The organism is Candidatus Binatus sp. (assembly GCF_030646925.1).
In the GTDB taxonomy this organism is placed as follows: domain Bacteria; phylum Desulfobacterota; class Binatia; order Binatales; family Binataceae; genus Binatus.
Genome location: NZ_JAUSKL010000066.1, coordinates 11,600 through 34,995, shown reverse-complemented (window position 1 = coordinate 34,995; position 23,396 = coordinate 11,600). Strand labels below are relative to the sequence as shown.

General features: G+C 61.8%; 27 protein-coding genes and 2 pseudogenes. 8 read left to right on the top strand and 21 right to left on the bottom strand.

Translation table 11 applies throughout. The annotated features are described in order from the left end of the window. Positions 1-64: 64 nt before the first annotated feature. Together Q7S58_RS11055 and recO are read left to right on the top strand one after the other, a co-directional pair. The gene (locus tag Q7S58_RS11055) at positions 65-1,198 is read left to right on the top strand and encodes an AAA family ATPase (RefSeq protein WP_304825027.1); all 1,134 of its coding nucleotides are present in this window, start codon (positions 65-67) and stop codon (positions 1,196-1,198) included. Positions 1,199-1,201: 3 nt separating this feature from the next. Continuing rightward, positions 1,202-1,969: a DNA repair protein RecO gene (recO, locus tag Q7S58_RS11050; RefSeq protein ID WP_304825024.1), complete on the top strand. Its 768-nt coding sequence runs from the start codon at positions 1,202-1,204 to the stop codon at positions 1,967-1,969. A gap of 1 nt (position 1,970) precedes the next feature. Here recO and Q7S58_RS11045 read toward each other — a convergent pair whose 3' ends face one another. From Q7S58_RS11045 to Q7S58_RS11010, 8 genes are all read right to left on the bottom strand, one after another. Next, positions 1,971-2,573 (bottom strand): histidine phosphatase family protein, encoded by a 603-nt coding sequence (locus tag Q7S58_RS11045; protein WP_304825022.1) that lies wholly within the window; start codon positions 2,571-2,573, stop codon positions 1,971-1,973. A gap of 96 nt (positions 2,574-2,669) precedes the next feature. Continuing rightward, a complete protein-coding gene (locus tag Q7S58_RS11040) occupies positions 2,670-3,449 on the bottom strand; it encodes a slipin family protein (protein ID WP_304825019.1) in 780 nt (259 codons plus the stop codon). 57 nt (positions 3,450-3,506) lie between these two features. Next, positions 3,507-4,832, bottom strand: a complete 1,326-nt coding sequence (locus tag Q7S58_RS11035; RefSeq protein WP_304825016.1) for a nodulation protein NfeD — start codon at positions 4,830-4,832, stop codon at positions 3,507-3,509. Further along, positions 4,829-5,656 carry a uracil-DNA glycosylase family protein gene (locus Q7S58_RS11030; protein WP_304825014.1) on the bottom strand — a complete coding sequence of 276 codons (828 nt, stop codon included), beginning with the start codon at positions 5,654-5,656 and terminating at the stop codon, positions 4,829-4,831. The genes Q7S58_RS11035 and Q7S58_RS11030 overlap by 4 nt, the downstream gene beginning before the upstream one ends. After that, positions 5,656-6,888 (bottom strand): bifunctional phosphopantothenoylcysteine decarboxylase/phosphopantothenate--cysteine ligase CoaBC, encoded by a 1,233-nt coding sequence (gene coaBC / locus Q7S58_RS11025; protein ID WP_304825011.1) that lies wholly within the window; start codon positions 6,886-6,888, stop codon positions 5,656-5,658. Before coaBC ends, Q7S58_RS11030 begins: the two co-directional genes overlap by 1 nt. A gap of 49 nt (positions 6,889-6,937) precedes the next feature. Further along, positions 6,938-8,251 carry an inositol-3-phosphate synthase gene (locus Q7S58_RS11020; protein WP_370655504.1) on the bottom strand — a complete coding sequence of 438 codons (1,314 nt, stop codon included), beginning with the start codon at positions 8,249-8,251 and terminating at the stop codon, positions 6,938-6,940. A 105-nt stretch (positions 8,252-8,356) separates the two neighbouring features. Then, positions 8,357-8,692, bottom strand: coding sequence for a YfhL family 4Fe-4S dicluster ferredoxin (locus tag Q7S58_RS11015; RefSeq protein ID WP_304825007.1), 336 nt, complete (start codon positions 8,690-8,692; stop codon positions 8,357-8,359). Between the two features lie 139 nt (positions 8,693-8,831). After that, entirely contained in the window at positions 8,832-9,884 is a 1,053-nt protein-coding gene (locus tag Q7S58_RS11010; protein WP_304825004.1) for an Mrp/NBP35 family ATP-binding protein, read from the bottom strand. A gap of 80 nt (positions 9,885-9,964) precedes the next feature. Between Q7S58_RS11010 and Q7S58_RS22175 the strand changes: the two are divergent. Together Q7S58_RS22175 and Q7S58_RS22170 are read left to right on the top strand one after the other, a co-directional pair. Then, positions 9,965-10,254 (top strand): annotated as a pseudogene (locus Q7S58_RS22175) (DUF1902 domain-containing protein). A gap of 9 nt (positions 10,255-10,263) precedes the next feature. Next, positions 10,264-10,460: pseudogene (locus Q7S58_RS22170) on the top strand (type II toxin-antitoxin system HicA family toxin). Positions 10,461-10,474: 14 nt separating this feature from the next. Here the strand turns inward: Q7S58_RS22170 and Q7S58_RS11005 are convergent. From Q7S58_RS11005 to Q7S58_RS10965, 10 genes are all read right to left on the bottom strand, one after another. Then, positions 10,475-11,485 (bottom strand): nitronate monooxygenase family protein, encoded by a 1,011-nt coding sequence (locus tag Q7S58_RS11005; protein WP_304825000.1) that lies wholly within the window; start codon positions 11,483-11,485, stop codon positions 10,475-10,477. Between the two features lie 47 nt (positions 11,486-11,532). Continuing rightward, positions 11,533-11,961 (bottom strand): BrnA antitoxin family protein, encoded by a 429-nt coding sequence (locus Q7S58_RS11000; RefSeq protein ID WP_304824998.1) that lies wholly within the window; start codon positions 11,959-11,961, stop codon positions 11,533-11,535. Next, positions 11,897-12,193 (bottom strand): BrnT family toxin, encoded by a 297-nt coding sequence (locus Q7S58_RS22165; RefSeq protein WP_370655502.1) that lies wholly within the window; start codon positions 12,191-12,193, stop codon positions 11,897-11,899. The genes Q7S58_RS11000 and Q7S58_RS22165 overlap by 65 nt, the downstream gene beginning before the upstream one ends. 42 nt (positions 12,194-12,235) lie before the next feature. Next, positions 12,236-12,655: a pyridoxamine 5'-phosphate oxidase family protein gene (locus tag Q7S58_RS10995; protein ID WP_304824995.1), complete on the bottom strand. Its 420-nt coding sequence runs from the start codon at positions 12,653-12,655 to the stop codon at positions 12,236-12,238. 35 nt (positions 12,656-12,690) lie between these two features. Then, positions 12,691-13,491 carry an enoyl-CoA hydratase/isomerase family protein gene (locus Q7S58_RS10990; protein WP_304824992.1) on the bottom strand — a complete coding sequence of 267 codons (801 nt, stop codon included), beginning with the start codon at positions 13,489-13,491 and terminating at the stop codon, positions 12,691-12,693. A 140-nt stretch (positions 13,492-13,631) separates the two neighbouring features. Continuing rightward, positions 13,632-14,435 (bottom strand): enoyl-CoA hydratase, encoded by an 804-nt coding sequence (locus Q7S58_RS10985; RefSeq protein WP_304824988.1) that lies wholly within the window; start codon positions 14,433-14,435, stop codon positions 13,632-13,634. 37 nt (positions 14,436-14,472) lie between these two features. Continuing rightward, positions 14,473-15,339, bottom strand: coding sequence for an NAD(P)-dependent oxidoreductase (locus Q7S58_RS10980; protein WP_304824985.1), 867 nt, complete (start codon positions 15,337-15,339; stop codon positions 14,473-14,475). Between the two features lie 140 nt (positions 15,340-15,479). Continuing rightward, positions 15,480-15,917, bottom strand: coding sequence for an aldo/keto reductase (locus Q7S58_RS10975; RefSeq protein ID WP_304825268.1), 438 nt, complete (start codon positions 15,915-15,917; stop codon positions 15,480-15,482). Positions 15,918-15,936: 19 nt separating this feature from the next. After that, positions 15,937-16,380 (bottom strand): aldo/keto reductase, encoded by a 444-nt coding sequence (locus tag Q7S58_RS10970; protein WP_304824982.1) that lies wholly within the window; start codon positions 16,378-16,380, stop codon positions 15,937-15,939. Positions 16,381-16,879: 499 nt separating this feature from the next. Beyond that, positions 16,880-17,191: an antibiotic biosynthesis monooxygenase gene (locus Q7S58_RS10965; RefSeq protein WP_304824978.1), complete on the bottom strand. Its 312-nt coding sequence runs from the start codon at positions 17,189-17,191 to the stop codon at positions 16,880-16,882. A gap of 82 nt (positions 17,192-17,273) precedes the next feature. Here Q7S58_RS10965 and mnmE point away from each other — a divergent pair, with 82 nt between their 5' ends. After that, positions 17,274-18,683: a tRNA uridine-5-carboxymethylaminomethyl(34) synthesis GTPase MnmE gene (gene mnmE / locus Q7S58_RS10960; protein ID WP_304824975.1), complete on the top strand. Its 1,410-nt coding sequence runs from the start codon at positions 17,274-17,276 to the stop codon at positions 18,681-18,683. 173 nt (positions 18,684-18,856) lie between these two features. On the opposite strand, the gene Q7S58_RS10955 is transcribed toward mnmE, so the two are convergent. From Q7S58_RS10955 to dtd, 3 genes are read right to left on the bottom strand one after another with little or no spacing between them, the layout of a single operon-like run. Continuing rightward, positions 18,857-19,330, bottom strand: a complete 474-nt coding sequence (locus Q7S58_RS10955; RefSeq protein WP_304824972.1) for a tRNA (cytidine(34)-2'-O)-methyltransferase — start codon at positions 19,328-19,330, stop codon at positions 18,857-18,859. Positions 19,331-19,342: 12 nt separating this feature from the next. Continuing rightward, positions 19,343-19,828: a DUF1285 domain-containing protein gene (locus Q7S58_RS10950; protein WP_304824969.1), complete on the bottom strand. Its 486-nt coding sequence runs from the start codon at positions 19,826-19,828 to the stop codon at positions 19,343-19,345. 5 nt (positions 19,829-19,833) lie between these two features. Beyond that, entirely contained in the window at positions 19,834-20,295 is a 462-nt protein-coding gene (dtd, locus tag Q7S58_RS10945) for a D-aminoacyl-tRNA deacylase (protein WP_370655501.1), read from the bottom strand. Between the two features lie 91 nt (positions 20,296-20,386). Between dtd and Q7S58_RS10940 the strand changes: the two genes are divergently transcribed. From Q7S58_RS10940 to Q7S58_RS10930, 3 genes are read left to right on the top strand one after another with little or no spacing between them, the layout of a single operon-like run. Continuing rightward, on the top strand, positions 20,387-21,229 hold the full coding sequence (locus tag Q7S58_RS10940; protein WP_304824967.1) for a prolipoprotein diacylglyceryl transferase: 843 nt from the start codon (positions 20,387-20,389) through the stop codon (positions 21,227-21,229). Positions 21,230-21,232: 3 nt separating this feature from the next. Beyond that, a complete protein-coding gene (locus tag Q7S58_RS10935; protein ID WP_304824965.1) occupies positions 21,233-21,859 on the top strand; it encodes a TlpA disulfide reductase family protein in 627 nt (208 codons plus the stop codon). Positions 21,860-21,901: 42 nt separating this feature from the next. After that, positions 21,902-23,380 (top strand): S41 family peptidase, encoded by a 1,479-nt coding sequence (locus Q7S58_RS10930; RefSeq protein WP_304824962.1) that lies wholly within the window; start codon positions 21,902-21,904, stop codon positions 23,378-23,380. Positions 23,381-23,396: the final 16 nt, after the last annotated feature.

Sequence of the window (23,396 nt, the reverse complement as noted above, 5' to 3'; positions counted from 1 at the left end):
AGTCTCCGCGCTTCCTCTGGTAAAGATCATACAAACGCCGCGGCGCGGCGATTTTCCATCGACGATGCCAGACCCAGCGATCGCCAAACTCGCGAAAATCCGCGAGGAACTGAATCGGATGTTCCTCGAGCGCGCCGATCTGATCGACGGCGCTATCGTGGCGATGCTCTCGGCAAACCACCTGCTGATCATCGGACCGCCCGGCACCGCCAAATCGATGCTCGCCGACGAGCTTTGCAATCGCATCGACGGCGCGGCTTATTTTCAGTGGCTGCTCACGAAATTCAGCACGCCGGAAGAAATTTTCGGCGCGGTCAGTTTGAAGGGACTCGAGGAAGACGACTATCGGCGCGTCACTTCGCTCAAACTGCCTGAGGCGCACATCGCGTTTCTCGACGAAATCTTCACGGCGAACTCTTCGATCCTGAACGCGCTGTTGACGATCATCAACGAACGAATTTTTCACAACGGCCGCGCGCGAATCAAAGTGCCGCTCATCACGATGTTCGGCGCGTCCAATGAACTGCCCGATGAAGACGAACTGACGGCGCTCTACGATCGCTTCATGCTGCGCTTCATGGCGGATTACATCACCGAGGAGCACGGTTTCATCCGGATGCTCGCGGGCGGCGCGGAACGCTCGCGCACCACGATCACCTTCGACGAACTGCGCGCATTGCAGGAAAGGGCCGCAGCCGTGGATGTTCCCGGCGCGATTCTCCAATCGATCGTGCAAATCCGCCGCGAACTCGCGCGCGAGCAAATCGTCGTTTCGGATCGGCGCTGGAAAAACTCGCTCTCAGTTCTGCGCGCGCACGCGCTGCTGCGCGGCCGCGAAGCAGTGATCGAAGACGACCTGATGTTTCTCGCGCACGTGCTGTGGAAGGATCCGGAAGAGCGGCCCAAAGTCGTCGATACGCTCAAGCGAATCGTGCGCGGCTACCAGGACAAACTGCAGGAGCTGGTATTCGAGAGCCGCGAGCTGCGCGAATACGCAGAGGGCGTGTGGGAAAGCGAGGAACTGCGGCAGCGCGCGATGACCGAGGCGAACGCCAAGCTCGCGAGTATCGTCAATCGGTTCGATACGCTGCTGAAAGAGGCTTCCGACAGCGGCCGCGCGATCGCCGACGCCGACACGATGCGCACCGAGGTCAAAAGTATTCAGCAGGCACTGTTCCGCCGCAGCGTCGGCGACTAGAAAATGCCCGCGGAAGAATCCACGCCCGCGATCGTGCTGCGCGCGCGCGACTACGCCGACTCCGATCGAATCGTCACGCTGCTCACGCTGCAATTCGGCAAGCTGAGCGGAATCGCCAAGGGCGCCAAGTCCTCGCGTTATCGCTTCGAGCGCAAGCTCGAACCATTCTCGCACGTCAATTTGCATTTCCGGCGGCGTCCGCATGGACAACTCGTATTCATCACGCGCGCCGAAGCCGCCGACCTCGCGCAGCACGTGCTCGATGACGACCTCGGGAAAATTGCGCTCGGCAGCTACATGCTGGAACTCACCGAAGCGTTGACCGCCGAGGAAGGCGAAGCGGCAGAGGCTTATCACATCCTGCTTGGCGCCATGGCCGCGCTCAGCGTTGGCGTCGCTCAATCATCTTTGCGCCAGGCGTTCGAGATGCGGCTGATGCGATGGGCTGGATTCGGACTCGAGTTCGCGCGATGCCGCGTGTGCGCGAACGTCAGCCTCGACGACGGCGCCGCGGTTTACTTCGTCGTGTCGCGCGGCGGGATCGTATGCGCGCGATGCCGCGATCGAGTCCCCGAAGGCGCGATCAAAGTCAGTGCGAAGAGCGCCGCGATTCTCGCACGCCTGGGCAATCTGCCGATTGAAGATTCTCCTACCGCCGCTGCGACCGGTCCCGACGGCGCACTCGCGCTCGCGCGTTTCATCTCGTCGATACTCGACCGCCGATTGCGCTCGCAGGATTTTCTCGATTCGATCTTGCCGCTGAAATCCTGAATCATCCGCCGGTTTCGCGCGCCGGCCCTTCGCCATGGACAACTCGCGGCGACAAGTACTCGCCCTCGCGATGCTCGATCAGCACGATTCCGCAATTCGGCGGCACGTGCGCATCTTCCCATTTGCCGGTCACGTGCGCCCACGTGCATCGCATCACCCCGCCGTGACTCACGATCACAAGTTCGTCGTGCGGATGCTTCGCGACGATTCGATCGAGCACCGGCGCAACGCGCGCGCGCACTTCGATATGGCTCTCGCCGCCCGCTGGACGCCATAGCCACGACTGCTTCGGATCGAAAGTCGGATCCTCCTGCACCGATTCGTACGGCCGCCCCGCGAGTTCGCCGAGACTCTGCTCGCGCAGTTCGTGTTCGAGTTCGATCGGGATTTGCAGTTCCTCCGCAATGATCCTGCCGGTCTCGCGCGCGCGCAGATACGTGCTTGCGATCACCAGCGTCGGCCGAAACATCAGCTTGATTTTCTGCGCCGCTTCATGCGCCTGCCGCCGTCCAAGTTCCGTGATTTGCGCCTCGCCCGACGTCGTGAAACGGCGAATCGCGTTGCCCTCGCTCTCGCCGTGACGAACCATGATCAGCTTGCCCATCGTTGAATGCCCATGACTCCAGAATTTTCTCTCATCGTTAAATTATAGCGGCGCAAATGTTGCGGCATCGTTAACTCAGACCTCGCCACCGCGTGATCAAATCTTGTCTTTTTCGTCGCGCGCGGCGGCGGCCTTCGCGAATGCGCGGAATGGCTCGAACAAATCGATCGGCAGCGGAAACACCGTCGTCGAATTGTGATCCGTCGCGATCTCCTTGAGCGTCTGCAAATACCGCAGTTGCAGCGTGATCGGACTCTTGCTCATGATTTCCGCCGCGTCCGACAACCGTTGTGCCGCCTGAAATTCGCCCTCCGCCGCGATCACTTTCGCGCGCCGCTCGCGCTCGGCTTCCGCCTGCGCCGCAATCGCACGCTGCATGTCCTGCGGCAAATCGATGTTCTTCAACTCGACCAGCGTCACCTTGACTCCCCACGGCTCGGTTTGCGCATCGACGATCTCCTGGATCCGCGCGTTCAGCTTGTCGCGCTGGCTGAGCAGTTCGTCGAGCTCCGTCTGGCCGCCCACCGAGCGCAATGTCGTTTGTGCAAGCTGCATCGTCGCAAACAAATAGTTCGCCACTTCGGTGACCGCGCGCGACGGATCGACGACGCGAAAATACAACACCGCGCTGACTTTGACGGTCACGTTGTCCTTGGTGATCACGTCCTGCGGCGGAATGTCGAGCGTCACCGTGCGCAGATCGATTCGCACCAGCCGCTCGATTATCGGCAAAATGAAAACCATGCCCGGCCCGCGATAGGGCGTCAGCCGCCCAAGACGAAACACCACGCCGCGTTCATATTCGTTGAGAATCTTGATGCTCGCGAGGAGAAACATCACGAAGATGAAAACGATTACGCCAATTCCAGACACCATCGCGTTTCTCCTTTCGCACTCGCGCTCGTAGCGGACCGAGCGCCGCGCAACTCGACTTCAAGCTATTCGCTGCACTTCCAACTCCAGACCTTTAATCGCCTTGATGCGCGCGCGAGCGCCGGCGCCGAGCGGCTCGCTGCTGATGGCGCGCCAGATTTCTCCGTGTACGAAAACTTTGCCCGGCACACCCGGCGCGATCGCCTCGCGTACTTCGCCAACTTCGCCAAGTAGTCCTTCGGGTCCGGTTTTTACCGGCCTGCCGCGCTCGCGCGTCACGATATAGCCAAGGCCAAGAATGATCATCGTCAGCGCCGCCGCGGTGCCATAAATAATTCCGTGGCTCACCGCCAAATCGGTCTTCGAAGTATCGATCAGAAACAGCGATCCGATCACCAGCGCGACCACGCCACCGACGCCGAGAATCCCGTAGCTGGTGACGAATGCCTCCGCGATCAAAAGTCCGACGCCGAGAAAAATCAGCAACAGCCCGGCCAGGTTGATCGGCAAAATCTGAAAAGACGCGAGCGCCAGCAAGAGACAAATCGCGCCGGCGACGCCGGGAAAAATCACCCCCGGATGCGCAAATTCGAAGTACAGCCCGATCAGCCCGCCCATCAGCAGCAAGTACACGATGTTGGGATCGGAAAGCGTGTTAAGGAACCGCTGGCCGAGCGTCATCCGCACGCGGCGCACCGCGGCGTCCGCGATTGCCAGCGTTCGCGATTCGCCCGCCACTTCGATTTTGCGCCCGCTCGCCTGCGTCAGCAGGCTCCGAAGATCCGGCGCGACGATATCGACGACGTTCTTCGCCAACGCCTCGCGCTCGCCAATCGCGATACTGTGCCGCACCGCCTGCTCGATCCAATCCTGATTGCGCCCGCGCTGCTGCGCGATCGATCGCGCAAAGCTCGCAGTGAAATTTTCGATCTTCTGCCCCATCACGCCCTTGATGTCCGCGCCGCCTTCTTCCACCGGATGCGCCGCGCCAATCGTCGTGCCGGGCGCCATCGCCGCGATGTTCGCAGCTTCGACGATGAATGTTCCCGCCGACGCGGCGCCCGCTCCCGAAGGTGCGACATAAACGATCACCGGTATCGGCGCGGCGAGCAGATGCTTCACGATTATTTCCGCCGAAGTCAGTAGGCCGCCGGGAGTATCGAGCTCGATTATCAGCGCCGCGGCGCCGCCCTTGTCCGCCGACGCGATCGCATCGTCGATGTACGACGCCGTCGCCGGATTGATCGATCCGTCGATCGCGATCAGCTCGACCCACGGATGCTCCGGCGCCGCGGCGGCCAAAGAATTCGCTACGCTGATATGCGCCGCGACAATCAACATGATCGCGATGCTCGCGCCGGCAATCGCGCTTCGTCGCAGCTTCACGAACTGGAACCGCCGCGCCGCGGAATCGGCATCCCGAGGTACTTCATCACTTCCTGGATATCGGCCCACACCAGCCGCTTGTCGCCCGGATTGCGCAGCAGATACGCGGGATGAAACGTCGGCATCATGCGGATGCCGCGCAGCTCGTGCCAGTTGCCGCGCAGCTTGCTGATCGGCGTTTTGATTTTCAGAATCGCGTGAACCGCGAACGTGCCGAGTCCGACGATCGCGCGCGGCCGCACGAGATCGATCTGCCGCATCAGAAACGGCTCGCACGACGCGACTTCATCCGGTTCGGGATTGCGATTGTCCGGCGGCCGGCACTTGATCACGTTGCAGATATAAACGTCGCTGCGGCTGATACCCATGCCACGCTCGATAATGTCGGTGAGCAATTGTCCTGCGCGCCCGACGAACGGCTCGCCGCGCGCATCTTCGTCGGCGCCCGGCGCCTCGCCCACGAACATCAACTGCGCGCTCGGATTGCCGACGCCGAACACCAGGTTGGTCCGGCACGGCGCGAGTTTGCATCGCGTGCAATCGCCGATAAATTCGCGAAGTTCGTCCAGCGTCGATGCTTTTTCGAGTCCCGGATATTTCGAGATCAGCTCGACCGCCGGTCCCGGCGCGATATCAGGCTTCGACGCTTCGACGGCCTGCGTTCGCGCAGTCTGCGGAGGCGCGCTTGCCTTCGCGATGGCTCCTGGAGCCACCGTGCTCGACGCGGGCAATCCCTCCAGCCCTTCCTCTCGAATCTGCTCGACGTAATCGCGCAGCGATTCGACCAGCGTGCGGCGATCCAGCGGCGATTCGGCGCTGCCCATTAGCGTACGGCGCGGAGCCGCGCCGGTTTCGATTTCGCCGCGCGCAACGCCGCGATTCGATCGAGGATCAGATCAGCGACCGCGTCTTTCGACAACTGCGGATGACTTTCGGCGCGGCCATCCGCCCCAATCAACGTCACGATATTGGTATCGACGCCGAAGCCCGCGCCCTCCTGCGTCACGTCGTTGGCGACGATCAGGTCGAGGCGCTTGCGCCTCAGTTTGTCGCGCGCGTTCGCGTCCAAATCGTTCGTCTCCGCCGCGAAACCGATTAGCAATCGCGATCCCTTCTTCGCTGCGAGTTGCGGCATCGCATCCGCGATCGGTTCCATCGCGATCTGAATTCCGCGCGCATCTTTCTTGATTTTTCGATCTGCCGGATTGGAGGGTCTGAAATCCGCGATCGCCGCCGCCATCACCAGCGTCGTGCACCACGGAAAATTCTGCGCCGTCGCATTCAACAGTTCCTGTGCGCTGATCGATTCGATTCGCTCGATCCCGTATGGCGTCGCGAGCGACGACGGCCCTGCGACGATCTTCACTTCAGCGCCGCGCCGCCGCGCCGCGCGCGCGATCGCAAAGCCCATCTTGCCCGACGATCGATTCGACACGAACCGCACCGGATCGATCGCCTCCTGCGTCGGTCCCGCCGTAACCAGTATTTTTTCGTCCGCCAAGTCCTGCACCGAGAGCATCCGTTCGACTTCCGCGACCACGATTGCCGGCTCCGGCAGACGCCCCTTGCCTTCGTAGCCGCACGCCAGCGCGCCCTCCGCAGGATCGATTATCACCGCACCGCGCTCGCTCAATTTGGCGAGATTCTCAGCGACCGTCGGATGCTCGTACATGTGCACGTTCATCGCCGGCGCGAATGCGATTTTGGCTCGCGTCGCGAGCAGCACCGTCGTCACGATATCGTCCGCGATTCCCACTGCGGCCTTCGCGATCACGTCCGCCGTCGCCGGCGCGATCACGATCGCGTCGGCACTGTCCGCGAGGCGTATGTGCCCGATCTGGGATTCCTGCGTGAGCGAGAAGGTGTCGGTGGCGACCGGGTTCTGGCTGAGCGTCTGCAACGTGAGCGGCGTGATGAACTCCGTCGCGTTGCGCGTCATCATCACCCGGACATTGGCGCCGGCGGTGACGAGCAGACGCACGATCTCCGCCGCTTTGTAAGCGGCAATTCCGCCGCTTACGCCGAGAACGATCGTTTTGCCCGCCAGCACGCTCATCGCGCAACAATTCTAGAGCGCAACGAGTGCTTTATGAAATAGGACGCGATCAATCGTAGTATTCGAGCCCGAGATGCGTGATCAAATCCTCACCGCGCATCCAGCGCAGCGTGTTCTTGAGCTTCATCAACTGAATGAAAATATCGTGCTCGGGATACAGGTTCGGCGCGTGCAGCGGCGCCTTGAAATAAAATGACAGCCACTCCTGGATTCCGCGCATCTCCGCGCGCTGCGCCAAGTCCATGAACAGCACGAGGTCGAGCACCAGCGGCGCCGCAAGAATCGAATCGCGGCACAAAAAATTAATCTTGATCTGCATCGGATAGCCGAGCCATCCGAAAATATCGATGTTGTCCCAGCCCTCTTTCGCGTCGCCGCGCGGCGGGTAGTAATTGATTTTCACCGAATGAAACAAATTGCCGTAGAGCTGGGGATACAGCTTCGGCTGCAGAATTTCGTCGAGCACCGAGAGCTTGGTTTCTTCCTTCGATTTGAACGACCCCGGATCGTCGAGCACCTCGCCGTCGCGATTGCCCAGGATGTTCGTCGAGAACCATCCCGACAGGCCGAGCATCCGCGCCTTCAGCCCCGGCGCGATTATCGTCTTCATCAACGTCTGCCCGGTCTTGAAATCCTTGCCGCAGATCGGAACGTTGCGCTCGCGCGCCAGCCCGAGCAGCGCCGGCGTATCGGTGCTGAGATTCGGCGCGCCGTTCGCATACGGGATGTTCATCTTGAGCGCGGCGTACGCGTAAATCTGGCTCGGCGCGATCTCCGGATCGTTGTTCGCGAGCCCCGCCTCGAACGCCTTCAGCGTCTGATGAACTTCCGCGGGCCGATGAAACACCTCCGTCGAACCGCACCACACCATCACCGTGCGCGCGACACCCGTGCGCTCGCGAAAACCCCGGATGTCGTCCATCAACATCTCGGCCTTGTCCATCTTGGTGCGCGCTTCCTTGACGTTCGGCCCGTGAATTCGGCGCACGTATTCCTGATCGAACACCGCTTCCATCGGATGAAGTTTTTCGAGCGGCTCGCGCACCTTCTCCAGCAGCGCCGGATCGAGCACCGCCGCATTGCGCGCGGCCTCATACGCAGTGTCTTCGTAGATGTCCCAGCCGCCGAACTCGAGATCGTTCAAGCTCGCCAGCGGTACGAAATCCTTGATCAGCGGCGTGCGTCCTTCGGTGCGCTTGCCGAGACGGACGGTCGCAAGTTGCGTGAGCGATCCGATCGGCGCGCCGATTCCGCGCTTGACCGCCTCGACGCCCGCGATGAAAGTAGTACTGACCGCGCCCATCCCGGGCAGCAGCACGCCGAGTTTGCCGTTCGCCGGAGCGATTCGGACCGGCTCTTTTATCGCCAACTGAAACTCCTTATTTTTTCGGACCCAGAATCCGCGCGCTGACTCGGCGCGATCATCTGCCGTGCCCCGAGAAAAACGCCGCGGCGGGATTTTCAAGTATCAGGATTTGCGGAACCGCGACGGATAGTCGGCGCCGAAAGTCTGCTCAGGATGAAGCTTGCGCGCGCGCTCGATCAAAACTTCCTCGGTCTCCGGAATGTTTGGATCCGGGATACAGCAATCGACCGGGCATACCGCCGCGCATTGTTCCTGATCGAAAAAACCGACGCACTCGGTGCACTTGTCGGGAACAATATAATAGATGTCTTCCTTGATCGCGGGATTCGTCGCGCCATCCTGCTCCCATTGCGCGCCGCCTTCGTAAATCGCAGTGTTCGGGCACTCCGGCTCGCACGCACCGCAATTGATGCATTCCTCTGTGATCAACGTGGACATTTTCGAACTCCGGGACCATCTCCCCGCGTATGATTCGCCGCGTTTCCACGGCCCGCCACCAGCTTCAATTGAACCGCAACACTAACGGTGCGCGAAAGGGGGGGCAAGTATGCAGCCTTCGAATCGCGTGGCACAGGCTTTAGCCTGCGGAGGTTGCCTCGACGATTTGCCGCGCCAGCTCGATAAATGCCGCGCTCGCCGGATGCTTCGGATTCGCGATCACGATCGGCATCCCCGCGTCGCCCGCTTCGCGCACCTCGGGATAAATCGGCAGCCGTCCGAGCACCCGCGTGCCTTCTTCCCTGGCCATCCGCTCGCCGCCGCCCTCGCCGAACAATTCGTCGCGCTCGCCGCAATCGGGACAAACGAAATAGCTCATGTTCTCGACCACGCCGAGAATCGGGCAATGCACCTGCCGGAACATCTTCACCGCGCGATTCGCGTCGAGCAGCGCCACGTCCTGCGGCGTCGTGACGATCACCACGCCGTCGATCGACACCTGCTGCGCAAGCGTCAATTGCGCGTCGCCGGTCCCCGGCGGCAAATCGACGATCAGAAAATCCTGCGAGCCCCAGAGCGTGTCTTTCAGAAACTGCCGCACCGCGCCCATCACCATCGGACCGCGCCAGATGATTGGCGCCTTCTCGCCCAGAAAAAATCCAATCGAGATCATCTTCACGCCGTACTTCTCGATCGGATAAAAATTCTGCCCGCCCGCGGATTTCGGCCGCTCGGCGCCGACGCCAAACATCATCGGTATCGACGGCCCGTAGATATCCGCGTCGAGCAGCCCGACGCTAAGCCCCAGGCTCGCCAGCGCCAGCGCGAGATTCGCCGCCACCGTCGATTTGCCGACGCCGCCCTTCCCGCTGCCCACCGCGACGATATGCTTGATGCCCTCGAGCCGGACGCGGCCAGTCTTCTCGCCGAGTTCCGCCTCGATGCGATGCGCCCTCAGTTCGACTTTGGGTATTCCGAGATCGTGCGTGAGCGCCTGATGGATCCTCGCGGCAAGCTCGCGAATGACTTCTTCGCGCTCGGTCGCCTGCCGCAGCGTGATCGCGTAGCCGCCGGTCGGAATTGCTTCGGCTGCCTCGACGATCCCAAGCGCGACGATATCCGCCGAGTAGCCCGGGTACTTTACGCTGCCCAGTGCCTCGAAAACCGCCTCGATTGGAACTTGTCGCGCCACTAATGCGATTATCTCAGATGCATTAGCCAGCCGAAAGCATCGCCCGACTCAGCGCCCTCTTTAGCGCGCGAGTACTAAGCGTGATAAGGTGCTCGCTAGGCTCCGATGAAAACTCTGCAAAAAACCGAGTGTACCTGATTAAGGCTTCATGGGACGCTGAGGCTCGGGTTTGGGTCGCTACCAGCAACGACGTCCGAGACTCGCAACCGAAGCTCGCGACTTGAATGGGCTGATCAAGAAACTTCGCGTCATGTTACCCGAACTGCTGGAAGCCAACGGGCAGTTGCCACAGAAGCATCGCGAGTCCGATCGTGACGTTCGATTCGAAGTTCGAGCCGAATACCGCGAACGCCTCCGGCTGCAAGCCTGACGCGCCGCGATGGCTCAGAGCTTCACTCCGGCCGTTAAGAAGCTTCCCAAAAGTGGAGGGTGCAAGTTTATCCGTAACGGCAAAGTGATCACGAAATCTAGTTTCGTCCGAAATCGAGAAGACACTTCACTGTCGACAACAAGATTCTGTCTCGGCACACGGCTAACGCAGTCCTCAAGCAGGCGGGATTACCTAAAGCATTCTGACTTCGTGTGTTCAGCTAGCGCGCGAGCGGCGCGAGGCGCGACGCGATCACGTCGCGCGCTTCATTCGCAATCTGTCGCACAATCTCGCCAGCCGGCGCGATCTCATGCACGTAACTCACCGATTGACCCGCGTAGAACGCCAGACCGCTGATATCGCCCTCAATGTAATCCGAAGGCGCCATCACTGAATATCTGACCAGCGGCACCTCGATATCCGGGCGCTTGATCCGCGCGTTCGATTCGCCCTCGCCAGGACGCTTGCCGGATTCGGGGCGGCCGGCGCGCTCCCAAGCGTCGAACAGCGGCGTCCGGATCACGCGATGCGCCGCGTCGGGCCATCCGACATCGTAAAGCTTCGTATGCACGGTGTCCGATGCGTGCGCCGCAATCAACGCCTGCTTGAATAGCGGATGCGCCGCCGATTCGCGCGATGCGAGAAATCGCGTGCCGAATACCGCGCCGTCGGCGCCCAGCGCTAGTGCGGCCGCGAGTCCGCGTCCGTCCGCGATTCCGCCCGCCGCAAGCATCGGCAGATCGCCGATCGCGTCGCGCACTTCGGGAATCAGCGCAAACGTCGTGACCACGCCGCGAACATGCCCGCCTGCCTCGAAGCCCTGGGCGATTATCGCGTCGGCGCCGGCGCGTTTTGCTGCGAGCGCTTCAGCCGCGGAGCCGCATTGCCAGATCACTTTTAGCCCGAGTCGTTTGCACGGCGGGATCTGTTCCGCGGGATCGCCCCAGAAAAGCGTCACGGCCGCGATTGGCTCGTTGGCGAGCGCCTCGAAGATGCCGGGGCGCAAAAATGGAATCAGAAGATTCACCGCGATTGGCTTGCGCGTGAGCTTGCGCGCTGCCGCGATTTCGTCGTGTATGCCGCTGGGCGAGATACCGGCCAGCGCGATTGTCCCGAGTCCGTCCGCTTCGGAAACCGCCGCCGCCAGCTTCGCGAGCGCGACACCGCCCATTCCCGCCGACACAATCGGATACTCGATTCCGAACAGTTCGCAGAATCTGGTCTTCAGCATGCTCGGGTTTTTGCACCGCAGCCTTCGCAGATTTCAGAGCGCGCGGATCACTTCGCGTGACGACGCACGCCCTTGCTCCGCGCACGACTGACCACTTTTGATTTCGCGCCGGCGCTTTTGCGCTGACTGCGGGACTTCGCCGTCTTCGACGCCTTGCGTGTTTTTGTTTTGGATTGCGCCGCAACGTAGGCGCGCAACACTGCATGCATCCGCGAGAGATAACCGCGGCCCGCGCGCTTGAACCAATCCAGCACCTCGCGATCGATTCGCATCGAGACCGGCACCTTGCGCTCGGGCATCACCAGTTTTGCGGTGCGGAACCACTCTTCGTCGAGCAGCGGCGCCGCGTCGGGGTCGGACGCAATCGCTTCCTCGATCTCCCGATCGGTCAGCGCATCTACCCGCTTCCAATCAGTCTTCCCGCTGTCGATCAGCGGTCGCAAACGCCTGACGATATGCTCTTCGCTCAATCGCATGTGCCCTCCGCGCGGTTATTATTCTTCGATTCGGTCCGCGCCAGGTATAGACCAGTGAAATTTCGCGCCCAGAGGCGAGCCCAATTGCTAAAATGCGCGTCTCGCCGTAATCGCGCCTCGCATCAACTATCTCGAGCACCGGTCCGTCGAAGATATGGATTGCTTCGTCGAAGTCGATTCCATGCTTGGCCAGATTGGTGCGATCTTTGGCCTCGTCCCACTCGAACGGCATCTGCTAGTGTATATACGAATCGTATGCGCCGCAACGCCGCGCTCACGGACTCTCCTTGCCGTAGTCCCACGACACCGTATGCTCCGGCTTGAAGCTCACGACGATCACCTTCTGCCCCTTGAGCCCCTTGGCGTAGGCCTTGCCCTGCTTCTTGCCGAGGTACGCATGCGCCATCCGCTCGAGCCGCTTGTCGTCGGTCTTTTCCTCGAGCGTCGCGCTGCCCTTCAGGATCACCGACTTGTAGGGCGGTTTCCTGGTATCGACCACCAGCGTGACGCGCGGATCGGCCTGCAAACACTTGGTCTTGAATGCTTCCGCGCCGGTGTGAAAAAAAATCTGCCCCTTGTCGTATTCGTACCAGGTCGGCACCGCGTGCGGCGCGCCGCCGGGCGCGGTCACTGCGACCACCGCGACGTTGGGCTTCTTGAGCAGCTTCTCGATGTCCTTTTTCTTCATCGGCATGCGGATGAGGCCTCCATCGGCAGAGAGATTCGAAGTTAGCGGCCCTTGAATGCGGGCTTGCGTTTCTCGCGAAAAGCGCGAGTGCCTTCCCTCACGTCCTCGGACGGATTGGTGATCATCACGTTGAGCGCGGCGTCTTCGAGCGCGTTCTCGAGCGTCATCTCGCGCTGCTTGTACATCATGCGCTTCGCGAGCCTGATCGCCAGCGGCGGACCGTCGGCCAGCTTGCGCGCAAAGTCGTTCACCCGCGCGTCGAGTTCCGCGTGCGGGACCACCTCGGTCACGAGTCCCAATTCGAGCGCCGTCTTCGCGTCGTACACTTCCGAGAGCAGCGTCATTTTGAGCGCGCGATCGAGCCCCATGAAGCGCGGGAACAGGTACGCGCCGCCCTCGTCGCAGAGCAGCGCGAACTTGAGCGCGGTGTCGCCGAGCCGGGCCTGGTCCGATGCGATCCTGAAATCGCACGAGAGCGCCAGCGTCAGTCCGCCCGCGACCGCGGCGCCGTTAATCGCGGCGATCACCGGCTTGTCGAAGCGATGCAACGACAGCACGATCTGATGGAACCCCTCGCGCATCTCGAGCATGTGTCCCATCGGATGCCCGTGGAATCGCGACCTGCTGTCCGGCGCGCCGCTGATATCGCCGCCGGCGCAGAACGCACGCCCGCTGCCGGTGATCACCAGCACGCGCACGTCGTCGGATTGCCGCGCGAGATCGATCGCCGCGACCATCTCCTTGATCATCGTCTCGTTGTAGCCGTTCATCCGCTCGGGACGATTGATCGTGATCTTCGCGACGCCGTCGCGCGCCCCGTACAGGATTGTGTTGAAGTCCATGAGTCTGCCTCCTGATCGTTTCCCAAAAGAGTCAATTACCACCAGGACACAAAGACACCAAGAAAATGTTTGGAAATGGATGCGCACTGGCTGCGCGCGCGAATATTGCTTCGTGTCTTCGTGACTTGGTGGTTTCAGACCTACTGGCCCTTGAACATCGGATTGCGCTTCTCGAGGAACGCCTTCACCGCCTCGCGATGATCTTCCGTGCGGGCGGTCATCGTCTGTCCCCACGCTTCGCGATCGAGCAGTTCCTTGAATTCGTGCGTGATCGCGGCGTTGAGATTCGCCTTCATGTACGAGTACGCAATCGTCGGTCCGTTCGCGATTCTCGACGCAAGCGCATGCACTTCGTCGCGGAACGACGCCGCCGGATAGACGCGGTTCGCGAGCCCGAGCTTGAGCGCTTCTTCGGCGCTGATCATGTCGCCGAGAAAATACAGTTCGCGCGCCTTGGCCGAGCCGACCAGCCGCGTGAGCGACCACGTGCCGCCGTAATCGCCCGAGAATCCGACCTTGGCGAATGCCGTGCCAAAGCGCGCCGTGTCCGACGCGATTCTAAGATCGCACGCCATCGCGACGCTCAGTCCCGCGCCCGCCGCCGGCCCGTTGACCGCCGCGATCGTCACCTTCGGCATCTCGTGCAGCAGCAGCGACGCCTCTTCGCCGCGGCGCAGCGAGGCGACCCGCTCCTCGATTGTCTGCGCCGCGCCATCGCGCCCGCTTTCGTTGCGCTCGCGCATCGCACCGATATCTCCGCCCGCGCAAAAGCCGCGTCCCGCGCCGGTCACCACCACCGCGCCGACCTCGGGATTGGTCGCGGCGCGGTTCAGGTTGTCGAGCAACCCGCCCATCATCTCGGCGCTCATCGCGTTCAGCTTGTCGGGTCGGTTGAGCGTCAGGTAAAGGACGCGATCCTTCAGTTCGACGAGTAAATCCGGCATTTTCCGCGCCTCCAAAAAATCCGATCCGCCTCTGGTACTACTTCACATCCGCCAATCTGTCGAGTACGGCCGCCACCGCCTGCGTCCCGTCGAGGTCGTGGCCGAGCGCGGCCGCGCTGTTGAACATCGAGGCCATCATCGCGAGTCCCGGCAGCGCTACTTTCGATTCGCGCGCGGCGTCGGCGACCAGCCTGAGATCCTTGCGAATCAGCTTGATAAAAAACCCGGGGCGATAATCGCCCGCGATTATTTTCGGACCGAGGTTCGCGAGCTGCCACGAACCCGCCGCGCCCGCGCCGATCGCCTCGAGCACGCGCGACGGCTCGAGTCCGCCCGCCTGTGCAAACCTGATCGCTTCGGACGCCGCCTCGAGCGCGAGCGCCACCGCGATCTGATTCGCGAGCTTCGTCATCTGCCCGGCGCCCGACGCGCCCATGTAGGTCGCGCGACGCCCCAGATGCTCGAACAGCGGACGCGCGCGCTCGAATGCATTCTCCTCGCCGCCGGCCATGATCGTGAGCGTGCCCTCTTTCGCGCCGACGTCGCCGCCGGAAACCGGCGCGTCGAGATAATCGACGCCGAGTCGCTTGAGCCGCGCCGCGAGCGCGCGCTCGGCGCGCGGCGAAATCGTACTCATGTCAATCACGAGTTGTCCCGCTTTCAGCGCCGGCTCAGCCTTCGTGACAACCGCCTCGACATCCGGCGTATCGGACACCATGATAAACACGACTTCCGCGCCGGCGACTGCCGCCGCCGCGTCTGCCGCGACGATCGCGCCGTCGTTCGCGAGCGCCCGCGCTTTTTCGGGCGTGCGATTGAAGACGCGTACTCGATGCCCCACACGCAGCAGCCGAAGCGCCATCGGCGCGCCCATGATACCGGTTCCGATCCATGCAATTTCCATGATGACTTCCTCTCTGTCGCACGAATCCGCACACCGTCCTATACCTCGCCCGCTTTTTTGCGGGAGAGGTCGGCAGCGGCGAAGTATCGAGCCGTTGGCGGGTGAGGGTGCAGACGGTGCGATCGACTTGCCCGACTCGATCAGCGCTGGCCGGTCCAGTCCGCGCCTGCGACCGACTTCCACCGCGCGCGGATCGCCTCGTACTCCGCCGCCGCGAGCGGTCCCGCCGCGGCATAGCCGATATTCTGCGCAATTCGCTCCGGCCGGGTCGTCCCCACGATCGCGGTGCTGACGCCCGGCGACCCGAGCGTGAACCTGAGCGCAGTCGCGATCGACGCTTCGATCTCGCCGCGCAGAAAATCGTAGCCGAGCATCCGCAGGCGATCCCAATACGGCCGCGCGTACGGATCGACCGGCGCCTTGCCGGTGCGCCACGCCGCGTTGGCGATCGGCCGCTTCACGATCACGCCCATCCCGCGCGCCGCCGCTTTGGGCAACACGCGCTCGAGCCCTTCCTGGTCCGCGATACTCACCGAAATCTGCAGCGTGTCGAAAATCCCCATCTCGACCGCGTGCAGCGCATCGCTCGAATCGCCGCTATAGCCGATAAACCGCGTCTTGCCCGCGGCGCGCGCGGGTCAGCACCTCGACCACCTCGGGCTTGGCCAGCGTCTCGGCGTCGCAACTGTGGAATTGCATCACATCGACGTGATCGGTGCGGAGCCGCTTGAGACTGCGATCGATACTCTTCGCGAGCATCTTCGGATCCCAATCCGATCGCATGAAGCCGAGCGCATGCCCACACTTGGTCATCAGCACGACATGCGCGCGCTTGCTCGTGATCGCCTTGCCGATCAGTTGCTCGCTGTTGGCGTAGCATTCGGCGGTATCGATCACGTTGATGCCGGCATCGAGCGCGGTATTCAAAATTTTATCGACGGTCTTCTGCGCGACTCCCTGGTAGCCGACCTCCGATCCGCCGAAGCCGAGCGTGCTGACGCGCAGCCCGGTCTTGCCAAGCGCGCGATATTCAATCGTCATGCAGATGACTTATGCAAATCCGCCCGAGCAGGCAAAAGAAATCGGCGGGATCATCCCGAGGAAGGCGAATTCCGAAACCTCGCACAGGAATGACAGAAGGTCGCACGGACCAAAAATTGACAGCCCTCGAACGGAGGCTGCTCTCTCCGTCATTCTTGAGAGCTGGTGAATTTTTCTGCACCGAGCGAGCTTGACCAACTTTGTCATTCTGAGGCTAAGGCTGCGACGCCGAAGAATCCCGGATCTTTTATTCTGCGCGCATCGCTCCGGGATTCCTCGCGCGGCAGCCACGCGCGGGAATGACAGAAGGTTACACTGACAAAATCTTCACAAACTCTGAGCGCGACCGCCGTCCTTCTCTTCGTCTTTTACTAACAGGGCGAAGCCCGCATCTCTATCATAGTGCGATTCGGCCCTGCGGCCCGAAGTCGGCTTCGCGTCGCCCCAGGGAGTCTGAAACCCGTGAGGGGTTTCAGACTCCTGAAATCCTCCGCCGCGGCTATGGCAGTTCGCTCTTGCGCGGATGCTCCCCGGGCATGTCGGCCAGTTCGTCGTAGAACTCGGTGGTCTCCGGCAGCGGCCCCGGCAGTTTCAATCCGATAATAATCGGTTGCGCGGCTTTCCACGCCTCCCTGCTTTCCCAGCGCGCGACCCCGAAATACTGCGCAGGATTTTTCCGGCTGTGAATCAGGAAGCTGCCGTACGCGCCCTCGCAGTGCGATTGAATCTGATGCGTCCCTCCCTTCCAGTGCTCGATGAACTGTTCCTCGTCGCCCGGATTGATCGTCCATCGATACATCACGCGGATCATATTTGCTGACCTCGACTCGATTGTTGGAGATGCCGATGACGCAGGCTTCGAGCCCGCCATCCGCGATGCTAGCCTCTCTTCAATGTACCTCAATGACACGATTGTCGCCCCCGCCACGCCAGTCGGCGCCGGCGCGGTCGCGATCGTGCGGATGTCCGGGCCGCGCGCCTTCGAAATCCTCGCGAAGATTTGGCATCCCATTCGCCCACGCGCCGGCGCACGCGAACCGCGCAAACTCTACCTCGGCGACGTGATCGATCCGGCCACCGGCGCGCTCATCGATCGCGCGCTCGCGGTCGCGATGCCGCATCCGGCGAGCCTCACCGGCGAGGACGTCGCCGAGTTGCAATGCCACGGCGGACCGCTGGTGGTGCGGCGCGTCGTCGCGCTCGCGATCGCGGCGGGCGCGGCGGGCGCGCGGATGGCCGAGCCGGGCGAATTTACCCGCCGCGCTTTTCTGAACGGGCGCATCGATTTGGCCGAGGCCGAAGCGATTGCCGATATCGTCGCCGCGCGCAGCGATTCTGCTCTCGCGCAGGCGCTATCTCATCTGTCAGGCGCGCTCTCGGAACGCGTCGCGCATCTGCGCGCCCAGGTGATCGCGATTCGGGCGCATCTCGAAGTCGAGATCGATTTCTCCGACGAAGATATCGCGATGCCATCGCGGCGCACGGTCGCCGCCGACATCGAACGGCTGATCGCCGACGTCGCGCTCCTGCACGACAGCTTCGCCCGCGGCCGCCTGATTCGCGACGGCGTGCGCGCGACCATCGTCGGCAAGCCCAACGCCGGCAAATCCAGCATCCTCAACCTGATGCTCGGTACCGACCGCGCGATCGTCACCGCCGTGCCGGGCACCACGCGCGACGTGATCGAAGACAGCATCCAGCTTGGCCCGTATGCACTCGTGCTCAGCGATACCGCAGGCGTGCGCGAATCCGGCGACGAAGTCGAGCGAATCGGTATCGAGCGCACGCTTCGCTCGGCGCGCGACGCCGACTTCATCATCGCGGTGTTCGATTCGTCGCGGCCGTTCGAAGCCGAAGATGCGGACGTGATCGCGCTAATCCACGATCATCGCACTCGCGACGGCGCCGCGCTCGCGATCCTCAACAAACAAGACCTGCCCTCAAAATTGTCCGCCGACGAGTTGCGCGAACGCGGCGTGCGCGTTCCGATCCTCGCGATCTCGGCGATTCATGCTGAGCAGGCGCCGCCGCTGCGCTCCGAGCTTGCGCAAATGGTCGATGCGCTCGTCGCAGTGCCTGCGCCGGAAGGAATCGCGATCTCGCGCGCGCGTCATCGCGAAGCACTCGCGACGGCTCTGGGAGCCCTCAAGAATGCGCGCGACGCAGCGCTCGCCGCGATCCCGCCGGAGATAGTTGCAGTCGAAGTGATGGCTGCGGCCGACGCACTCGGCGCGATCACCGGCGACGTCAGCAGCGAAGACGTGCTCGACGCGATCTTCCGCGAATTCTGCATCGGCAAGTGATCCGACTCCGGCGCGAATGATTGCGCAGCGCGACTCACTGGTGATGGTCGAAGTGATCGAGCATCTGGCGGAGCCTGCCCCCTCTTCCGTCATCTTGAGCCGAAGCCCTGAGCGTAGTCGAATGGGGAAGGCTGCCGGAGTCGAAAGATCCCGATCTGGCTTCGCCGGCAGCGCTAGAGCATCCCGGTTTGGCGGAGCGCCTCGTACACGACGATCGAGACCGCGTTCGACAGATTGAGACTTCTGACTCCCGGCTCGAAGATCGGAATCCGGTAACAGCGCTCGATTCTCTCCGCGATAAACTCAGCCCCGAGGCCGCGCGTCTCGCTGCCGAAGAACACGAAATCGCCGCGCGCGAAATCAGCCTCGAGGTGCGTCTTCGATGCGTGCGCCGAGAAAAATTTGGCCGGCGGATTCGGATGCTCCGCGGCAAATTCGTCCCATCCTGGATAGGTTCGCAAATCGACCAGCGGCCAGTAATCGAGTCCCGCGCGCTTCAGGTAACGATCTTCGAGCGAGAAACCGAGCGGCCCCACGAGATGGAGCCGGGTTCTGGTAGCCGCCGCGAGCCGCGCGATTGAGCCGGTGTTCTGCGGAATCTCCGGGCGCACCAATACGATGTGCAGATTAGGCTCAACGAGATGCATCGAGGAGAGCCGTCAGTTACCTGATACGCCGGCGTTGGGTGCGGACTTCAACGGATAGCGCTTGCCTCTGAGATTCACGTAGAAGCGACCGGCCTCGTCGGATTCGAAGCGTTCGCTCAGATGATAATAGGCCGAGCGCAGGAACCGCGCGCGATCGATGCCGCCCTTGACGCGCGCATACAGCACATTGTCGTCGCCGATTTCCAGCGCCGCCGGATCGAGCGGTTCGCGCGTGTCGTCGTTGAGGATCATCGCGAACCCGCCCAACTCGTCGTCCTCGAGCGCCCGCACGACGTATGGCGTATCCTCGACTGCGATCGACGCGCGCTCTTCGGCGACCTGCAGATAGTAGCTGCCGTCGGGATTGCGCTTGATGCTCTGGCTGAAGAGCAGCGCGATGCGCGGATTGTCGATCCGTTCGTCGTCGCTGTACCAGTTGCCGTCGCGCCGAAACGAAATCTTCCCCGACTCGACGGTATAAAATCCCGCGCGTGGCATCGATGCTAGCCGTTCCTCCCTTTCGAACTCGCCGTATCGAGAATAATCGTGACCGGGCCGTCGTTCACCAGTTCGACTTCCATCATCGCGCCGAACTCGCCTTGCTCGACTTTAACATCGGACTTCCGCACGAGCGAGAGAAAGTATTCATAGAGGCGGCGCGCAAGTTCCGGCGGCGCGGAGGGCGTGAACGACGGACGCCGTCCAGAGTCGGTATCGGCGAGCAGCGTGAATTGCGACACGACCAGCATTGCGCCATTGACCGCGCTGAGCGCGAGGTTCATCTTTTGATTATCATCGGCAAACACGCGCATCCCGAGCACTCGATCGGCCATGAAATCGGCGTCCGCCTCCGTATCGTCGCGGGCTACGCCGAGCAACACTACAAAGCCGCGGCCTATCGCGCCAATCACCCGGCCATCTACCCTAACTTCGGCGCGACTGACGCGTTGTAGCACTATGCGCACGTTTGCATCTTATAGGTACTTATAACTAGAATTCTTCTGTGAGACCGCGAGCTTCGCCACGGCCCGTCAAATCGTATAATCATAACTAGTCATGTATCCAATCCTGTTCCACTTAGGCCCCCTGACGGTTTATGCGTTCGGCCTGATGATGGCGCTCGGCTTTTTGGCCGCCGACTACGTCATCCGGATCGACTGCACGCGGCGCGGACTCAATCCCGAGTATTCATCGTCGATGGTAATCGTCGCGGCGCTCGCAGGAATCCTGGGCTCGCGCATCTACGCGATCCTCGACGATCTGCCCGGCTACCTCGACGATCCGATGTCGATGATTTTTTCGGGCGCCGGTTTCGTCTTTTATGGTGGACTGATCGGAGGGCTCGCTGGCGTTTTCCTGGTATCGCGATGGTATCGAATTCCTTTCACGGTGACGATGGACCTGTCTGCGCCGGCGCTGGCGATAGGCCAGGCGATCGGGCGTATCGGATGCCTGCTCTCGGGCGACGGCGATTGGGGGATGCCCTCGACGGTGCCGTGGGCGATGTCATTTCCGAACGCGATTATCGGATGGAATTCCTCGACGGTGCTGAAGCTTGATGAGCACAACCGCCTGGTCTCGGGATTTTTCCCCGGCGTGCGAGTGCATCCCGCGCCGATTTACGAAACAATCCTCTATATCGGCGTGTTCATGATTTTGTGGTCGATGCGCAAGACGTCTCATCCGGCAGGCAGGTTGCTCTACTGGTATTTCGTGCTGGCCGGCGCGGCGCGCTTCATCGTGGAATTTATCCGGGTCAATCCGCGGGTCCTCTTTGGATTGAGCGAGGCGCAACTGATCGCGATCGTGATGATGCTCGGCGGCGGAATCGCGCTGTGGATGACCGCGGACAATGAGCCCGGCGCGATCAGTCAACCGAAAGAGGCGCTGCGGGCCTGAGCCATGAGCATCAGCAACCGGACATTGTACATCGTCGCGGCCTTCGTGATTGTCGCGGGCTTGATGCTGGTGTGGCTGAGCGGCCCGCGCGTAAATCGAGTTGCGGGACTCGGCTCGGAGGCGCCGGTGGCGGCGGGAAACAAGGCGGCGGACTTCAAGCTCGAAGCGCTGGACGGCCGATCGGTGTCGCTGGAATCGCTGCGCGGCAAAGTTGTTTTTCTGAACCTGTGGGCCACCTGGTGCGGGCCGTGCCGGCAGGAAATGCCCTCGATGGAAACGCTCTACGACGGCTTCAAAAACAATCATGACTTTGTGATGCTCGCCGTCAGCCAGGACACCCGCGGCCGCGCCGCGGTGGCGCCGTACGTCGAGAAGAACGGCTATCACTTCACGATTCTGCTCGATCCCGAGAACAAGGTCGGCGAGAGTTACGATCTGGCGGGCGTGCCCGAGACTTTCATTATCGATCGCGGCGGCCGGATCGTGGCGCATCACATGGGCGCTTTCGATTGGTCGCGGCCTGACGTGAAGGATGCGCTGCAACAACTGCTGGATTCAAAGGATGCGAAAACCGTAAACAAGCAGCAGGCCGCGCCGCATGGGGTGCAATCGACCGCGCCTTCTGCTTAAATGACGTAACCCACAAAAATAAACGCGGAATATCAGAGGGAAATGTCAGTAACTACACGACATCGATGGTCCATCACTCTGGCTGTCTGCCTGATCGCGAGCTTCATGGTAATCCAGGCCGTCGCGGTGCGCCGCGCGCAGGCGTTGCCGAACGACACCTACGAGGAGCTTGAAACCTTCGCAAAGGTGCTCGCGATCGTGCAGAAAAACTACGTCGAGCCGGTCTCGACCAAACGCCTGATCGACGGCGCGATCACAGGCATGCTCGCGTCGCTCGATCCGCATAGCGCCTACCTGACGCCCGACCTGTATCGCGACCTCGAAGTGGAAACGCGCGGCAGCTTCGGCGGTCTCGGTATCGAGATCACGATCAAGAACGGCACTTTGACCGTGGTCGCTCCGATCGAAGATACGCCTGCCTATCGGGCGGGACTCAAGGCCGGCGATCAGATCATCAAGATCAACGACGACTTCACCAAGGACATGTCGCTGACCGAAGCCGTGAAGCAGATGCGCGGGCCCAAGGGCAGCAAGATCAAGCTGCTGTTGCATCGCAACGGGCTGCCGGAACTGTTCACGGTCACGATGGCGCGCGACGTGATCAAGATTCAGTCAGTCAAGTCGAAGACCCTCGACGGCGGCTACGGCTACGTGCGCGTGACGACCTTCCAGGAGAGCACCAACGACACGCTCGAAAAAGCAATCGACGATTTTCAGAGCAAGGATCACGGCAAGGTCAAGGGACTGGTGCTCGACCTGCGCGACAATCCGGGCGGCCTGCTGAACCAGGCGGTCAAAGTATCGGATGATTTCCTCGACGGCGGCCTGATCGTTTACACGCAAGGCCGGCAGGACAATCAGCAGCAGAAGTACTTCTCGCACAAAAAGAAAGGCTTCGACGACTATCCGATGGTCGTGCTGGTTAATGGCGGCAGCGCCAGCGCGAGCGAAATCGTGGCCGGCGCGCTGCAGGATCAAAAGCGCGCGGTGATCGTCGGCACGCAGACCTTCGGCAAAGGCTCGGTGCAGACGATCCTGCCGCTCGACGATCATTCGGCGCTGAGACTCACCACCGCGCGCTACTACACGCCGACCGGGCGCTCGATCCAGGCTGTCGGTATCACGCCTGACGTCGATGTAGAACCGCCCAAGGCGACGCTCGCGTCATTGCAGTTGCAGGGCGCGCAAATCAATGAAGGCGCAGAAATTCACGAGGCCGATTTGCCGCATCACTTCAAGAACGGCAAGGATACCTCGAAGAGCCCCGACGCCAAGCCCGGCGATCAAAGCGCTGCGCCAGGTGACGATCGGAAGGGCGACGCGAAGGCCGATGAGCAAAAGGGCGACGGGAAGGACGCCAAGAAGGCCAAGGGCGACGACAAAAAGCCCAAGGAAGAAAAGGACGTGCAACTCGATCGCGCGATCGAGATTCTGAAGCACTGGAACACCTTCAAGCTGCAGTTGGCCAAGGGCGAGACGCAGCACGAAGCGGCGGCTGAATCGAGCACCAAACCACAATAGTACCAAGTCGCGAGCA

Bases quoted from the DNA above. Each gene is read 5' to 3' on its own strand.
- Q7S58_RS10935 (WP_304824965.1), top strand. From the start codon at position 21,233: ATGAGCATCAGCAACCGGACATTGTACATCGTCGCGGCCTTCGTGATT.
- Q7S58_RS11045 (WP_304825022.1), bottom strand. From the start codon at position 2,573: ATGGGCAAGCTGATCATGGTTCGTCACGGCGAGAGCGAGGGCAACGCG.
- Q7S58_RS11000 (WP_304824998.1), bottom strand. From the start codon at position 11,961: ATGCGATTGAGCGAAGAGCATATCGTCAGGCGTTTGCGACCGCTGATC.
- mnmE (WP_304824975.1), top strand. From the start codon at position 17,274: ATGTACCTCAATGACACGATTGTCGCCCCCGCCACGCCAGTCGGCGCC.
- Q7S58_RS10995 (WP_304824995.1), bottom strand. From the start codon at position 12,655: ATGCCGATGAAGAAAAAGGACATCGAGAAGCTGCTCAAGAAGCCCAAC.
- Q7S58_RS10970 (WP_304824982.1), bottom strand. From the start codon at position 16,380: ATGACGATTGAATATCGCGCGCTTGGCAAGACCGGGCTGCGCGTCAGC.
- Q7S58_RS11005 (WP_304825000.1), bottom strand. From the start codon at position 11,485: ATGCTGAAGACCAGATTCTGCGAACTGTTCGGAATCGAGTATCCGATT.
- Q7S58_RS11040 (WP_304825019.1), bottom strand. From the start codon at position 3,449: ATGGTGTCTGGAATTGGCGTAATCGTTTTCATCTTCGTGATGTTTCTC.
- Q7S58_RS10950 (WP_304824969.1), bottom strand. From the start codon at position 19,828: ATGCCACGCGCGGGATTTTATACCGTCGAGTCGGGGAAGATTTCGTTT.
- coaBC (WP_304825011.1), bottom strand. From the start codon at position 6,888: ATGAGCGTGCTGGCGGGCAAAACGATCGTTCTCGGCGTAAGCGGCGGA.
- Q7S58_RS10965 (WP_304824978.1), bottom strand. From the start codon at position 17,191: ATGATCCGCGTGATGTATCGATGGACGATCAATCCGGGCGACGAGGAA.
- Q7S58_RS10980 (WP_304824985.1), bottom strand. From the start codon at position 15,339: ATGGAAATTGCATGGATCGGAACCGGTATCATGGGCGCGCCGATGGCG.
- Q7S58_RS11055 (WP_304825027.1), top strand. From the start codon at position 65: ATGCCAGACCCAGCGATCGCCAAACTCGCGAAAATCCGCGAGGAACTG.
- Q7S58_RS10940 (WP_304824967.1), top strand. From the start codon at position 20,387: ATGTATCCAATCCTGTTCCACTTAGGCCCCCTGACGGTTTATGCGTTC.
- Q7S58_RS11030 (WP_304825014.1), bottom strand. From the start codon at position 5,656: ATGGGCAGCGCCGAATCGCCGCTGGATCGCCGCACGCTGGTCGAATCG.
- Q7S58_RS10990 (WP_304824992.1), bottom strand. From the start codon at position 13,491: ATGGACTTCAACACAATCCTGTACGGGGCGCGCGACGGCGTCGCGAAG.
- recO (WP_304825024.1), top strand. From the start codon at position 1,202: ATGCCCGCGGAAGAATCCACGCCCGCGATCGTGCTGCGCGCGCGCGAC.
- Q7S58_RS22165 (WP_370655502.1), bottom strand. From the start codon at position 12,193: ATGCCGTTCGAGTGGGACGAGGCCAAAGATCGCACCAATCTGGCCAAG.
- Q7S58_RS10985 (WP_304824988.1), bottom strand. From the start codon at position 14,435: ATGCCGGATTTACTCGTCGAACTGAAGGATCGCGTCCTTTACCTGACG.
- Q7S58_RS11015 (WP_304825007.1), bottom strand. From the start codon at position 8,692: ATGTCCACGTTGATCACAGAGGAATGCATCAATTGCGGTGCGTGCGAG.
- Q7S58_RS10955 (WP_304824972.1), bottom strand. From the start codon at position 19,330: ATGCATCTCGTTGAGCCTAATCTGCACATCGTATTGGTGCGCCCGGAG.
- Q7S58_RS10930 (WP_304824962.1), top strand. From the start codon at position 21,902: ATGTCAGTAACTACACGACATCGATGGTCCATCACTCTGGCTGTCTGC.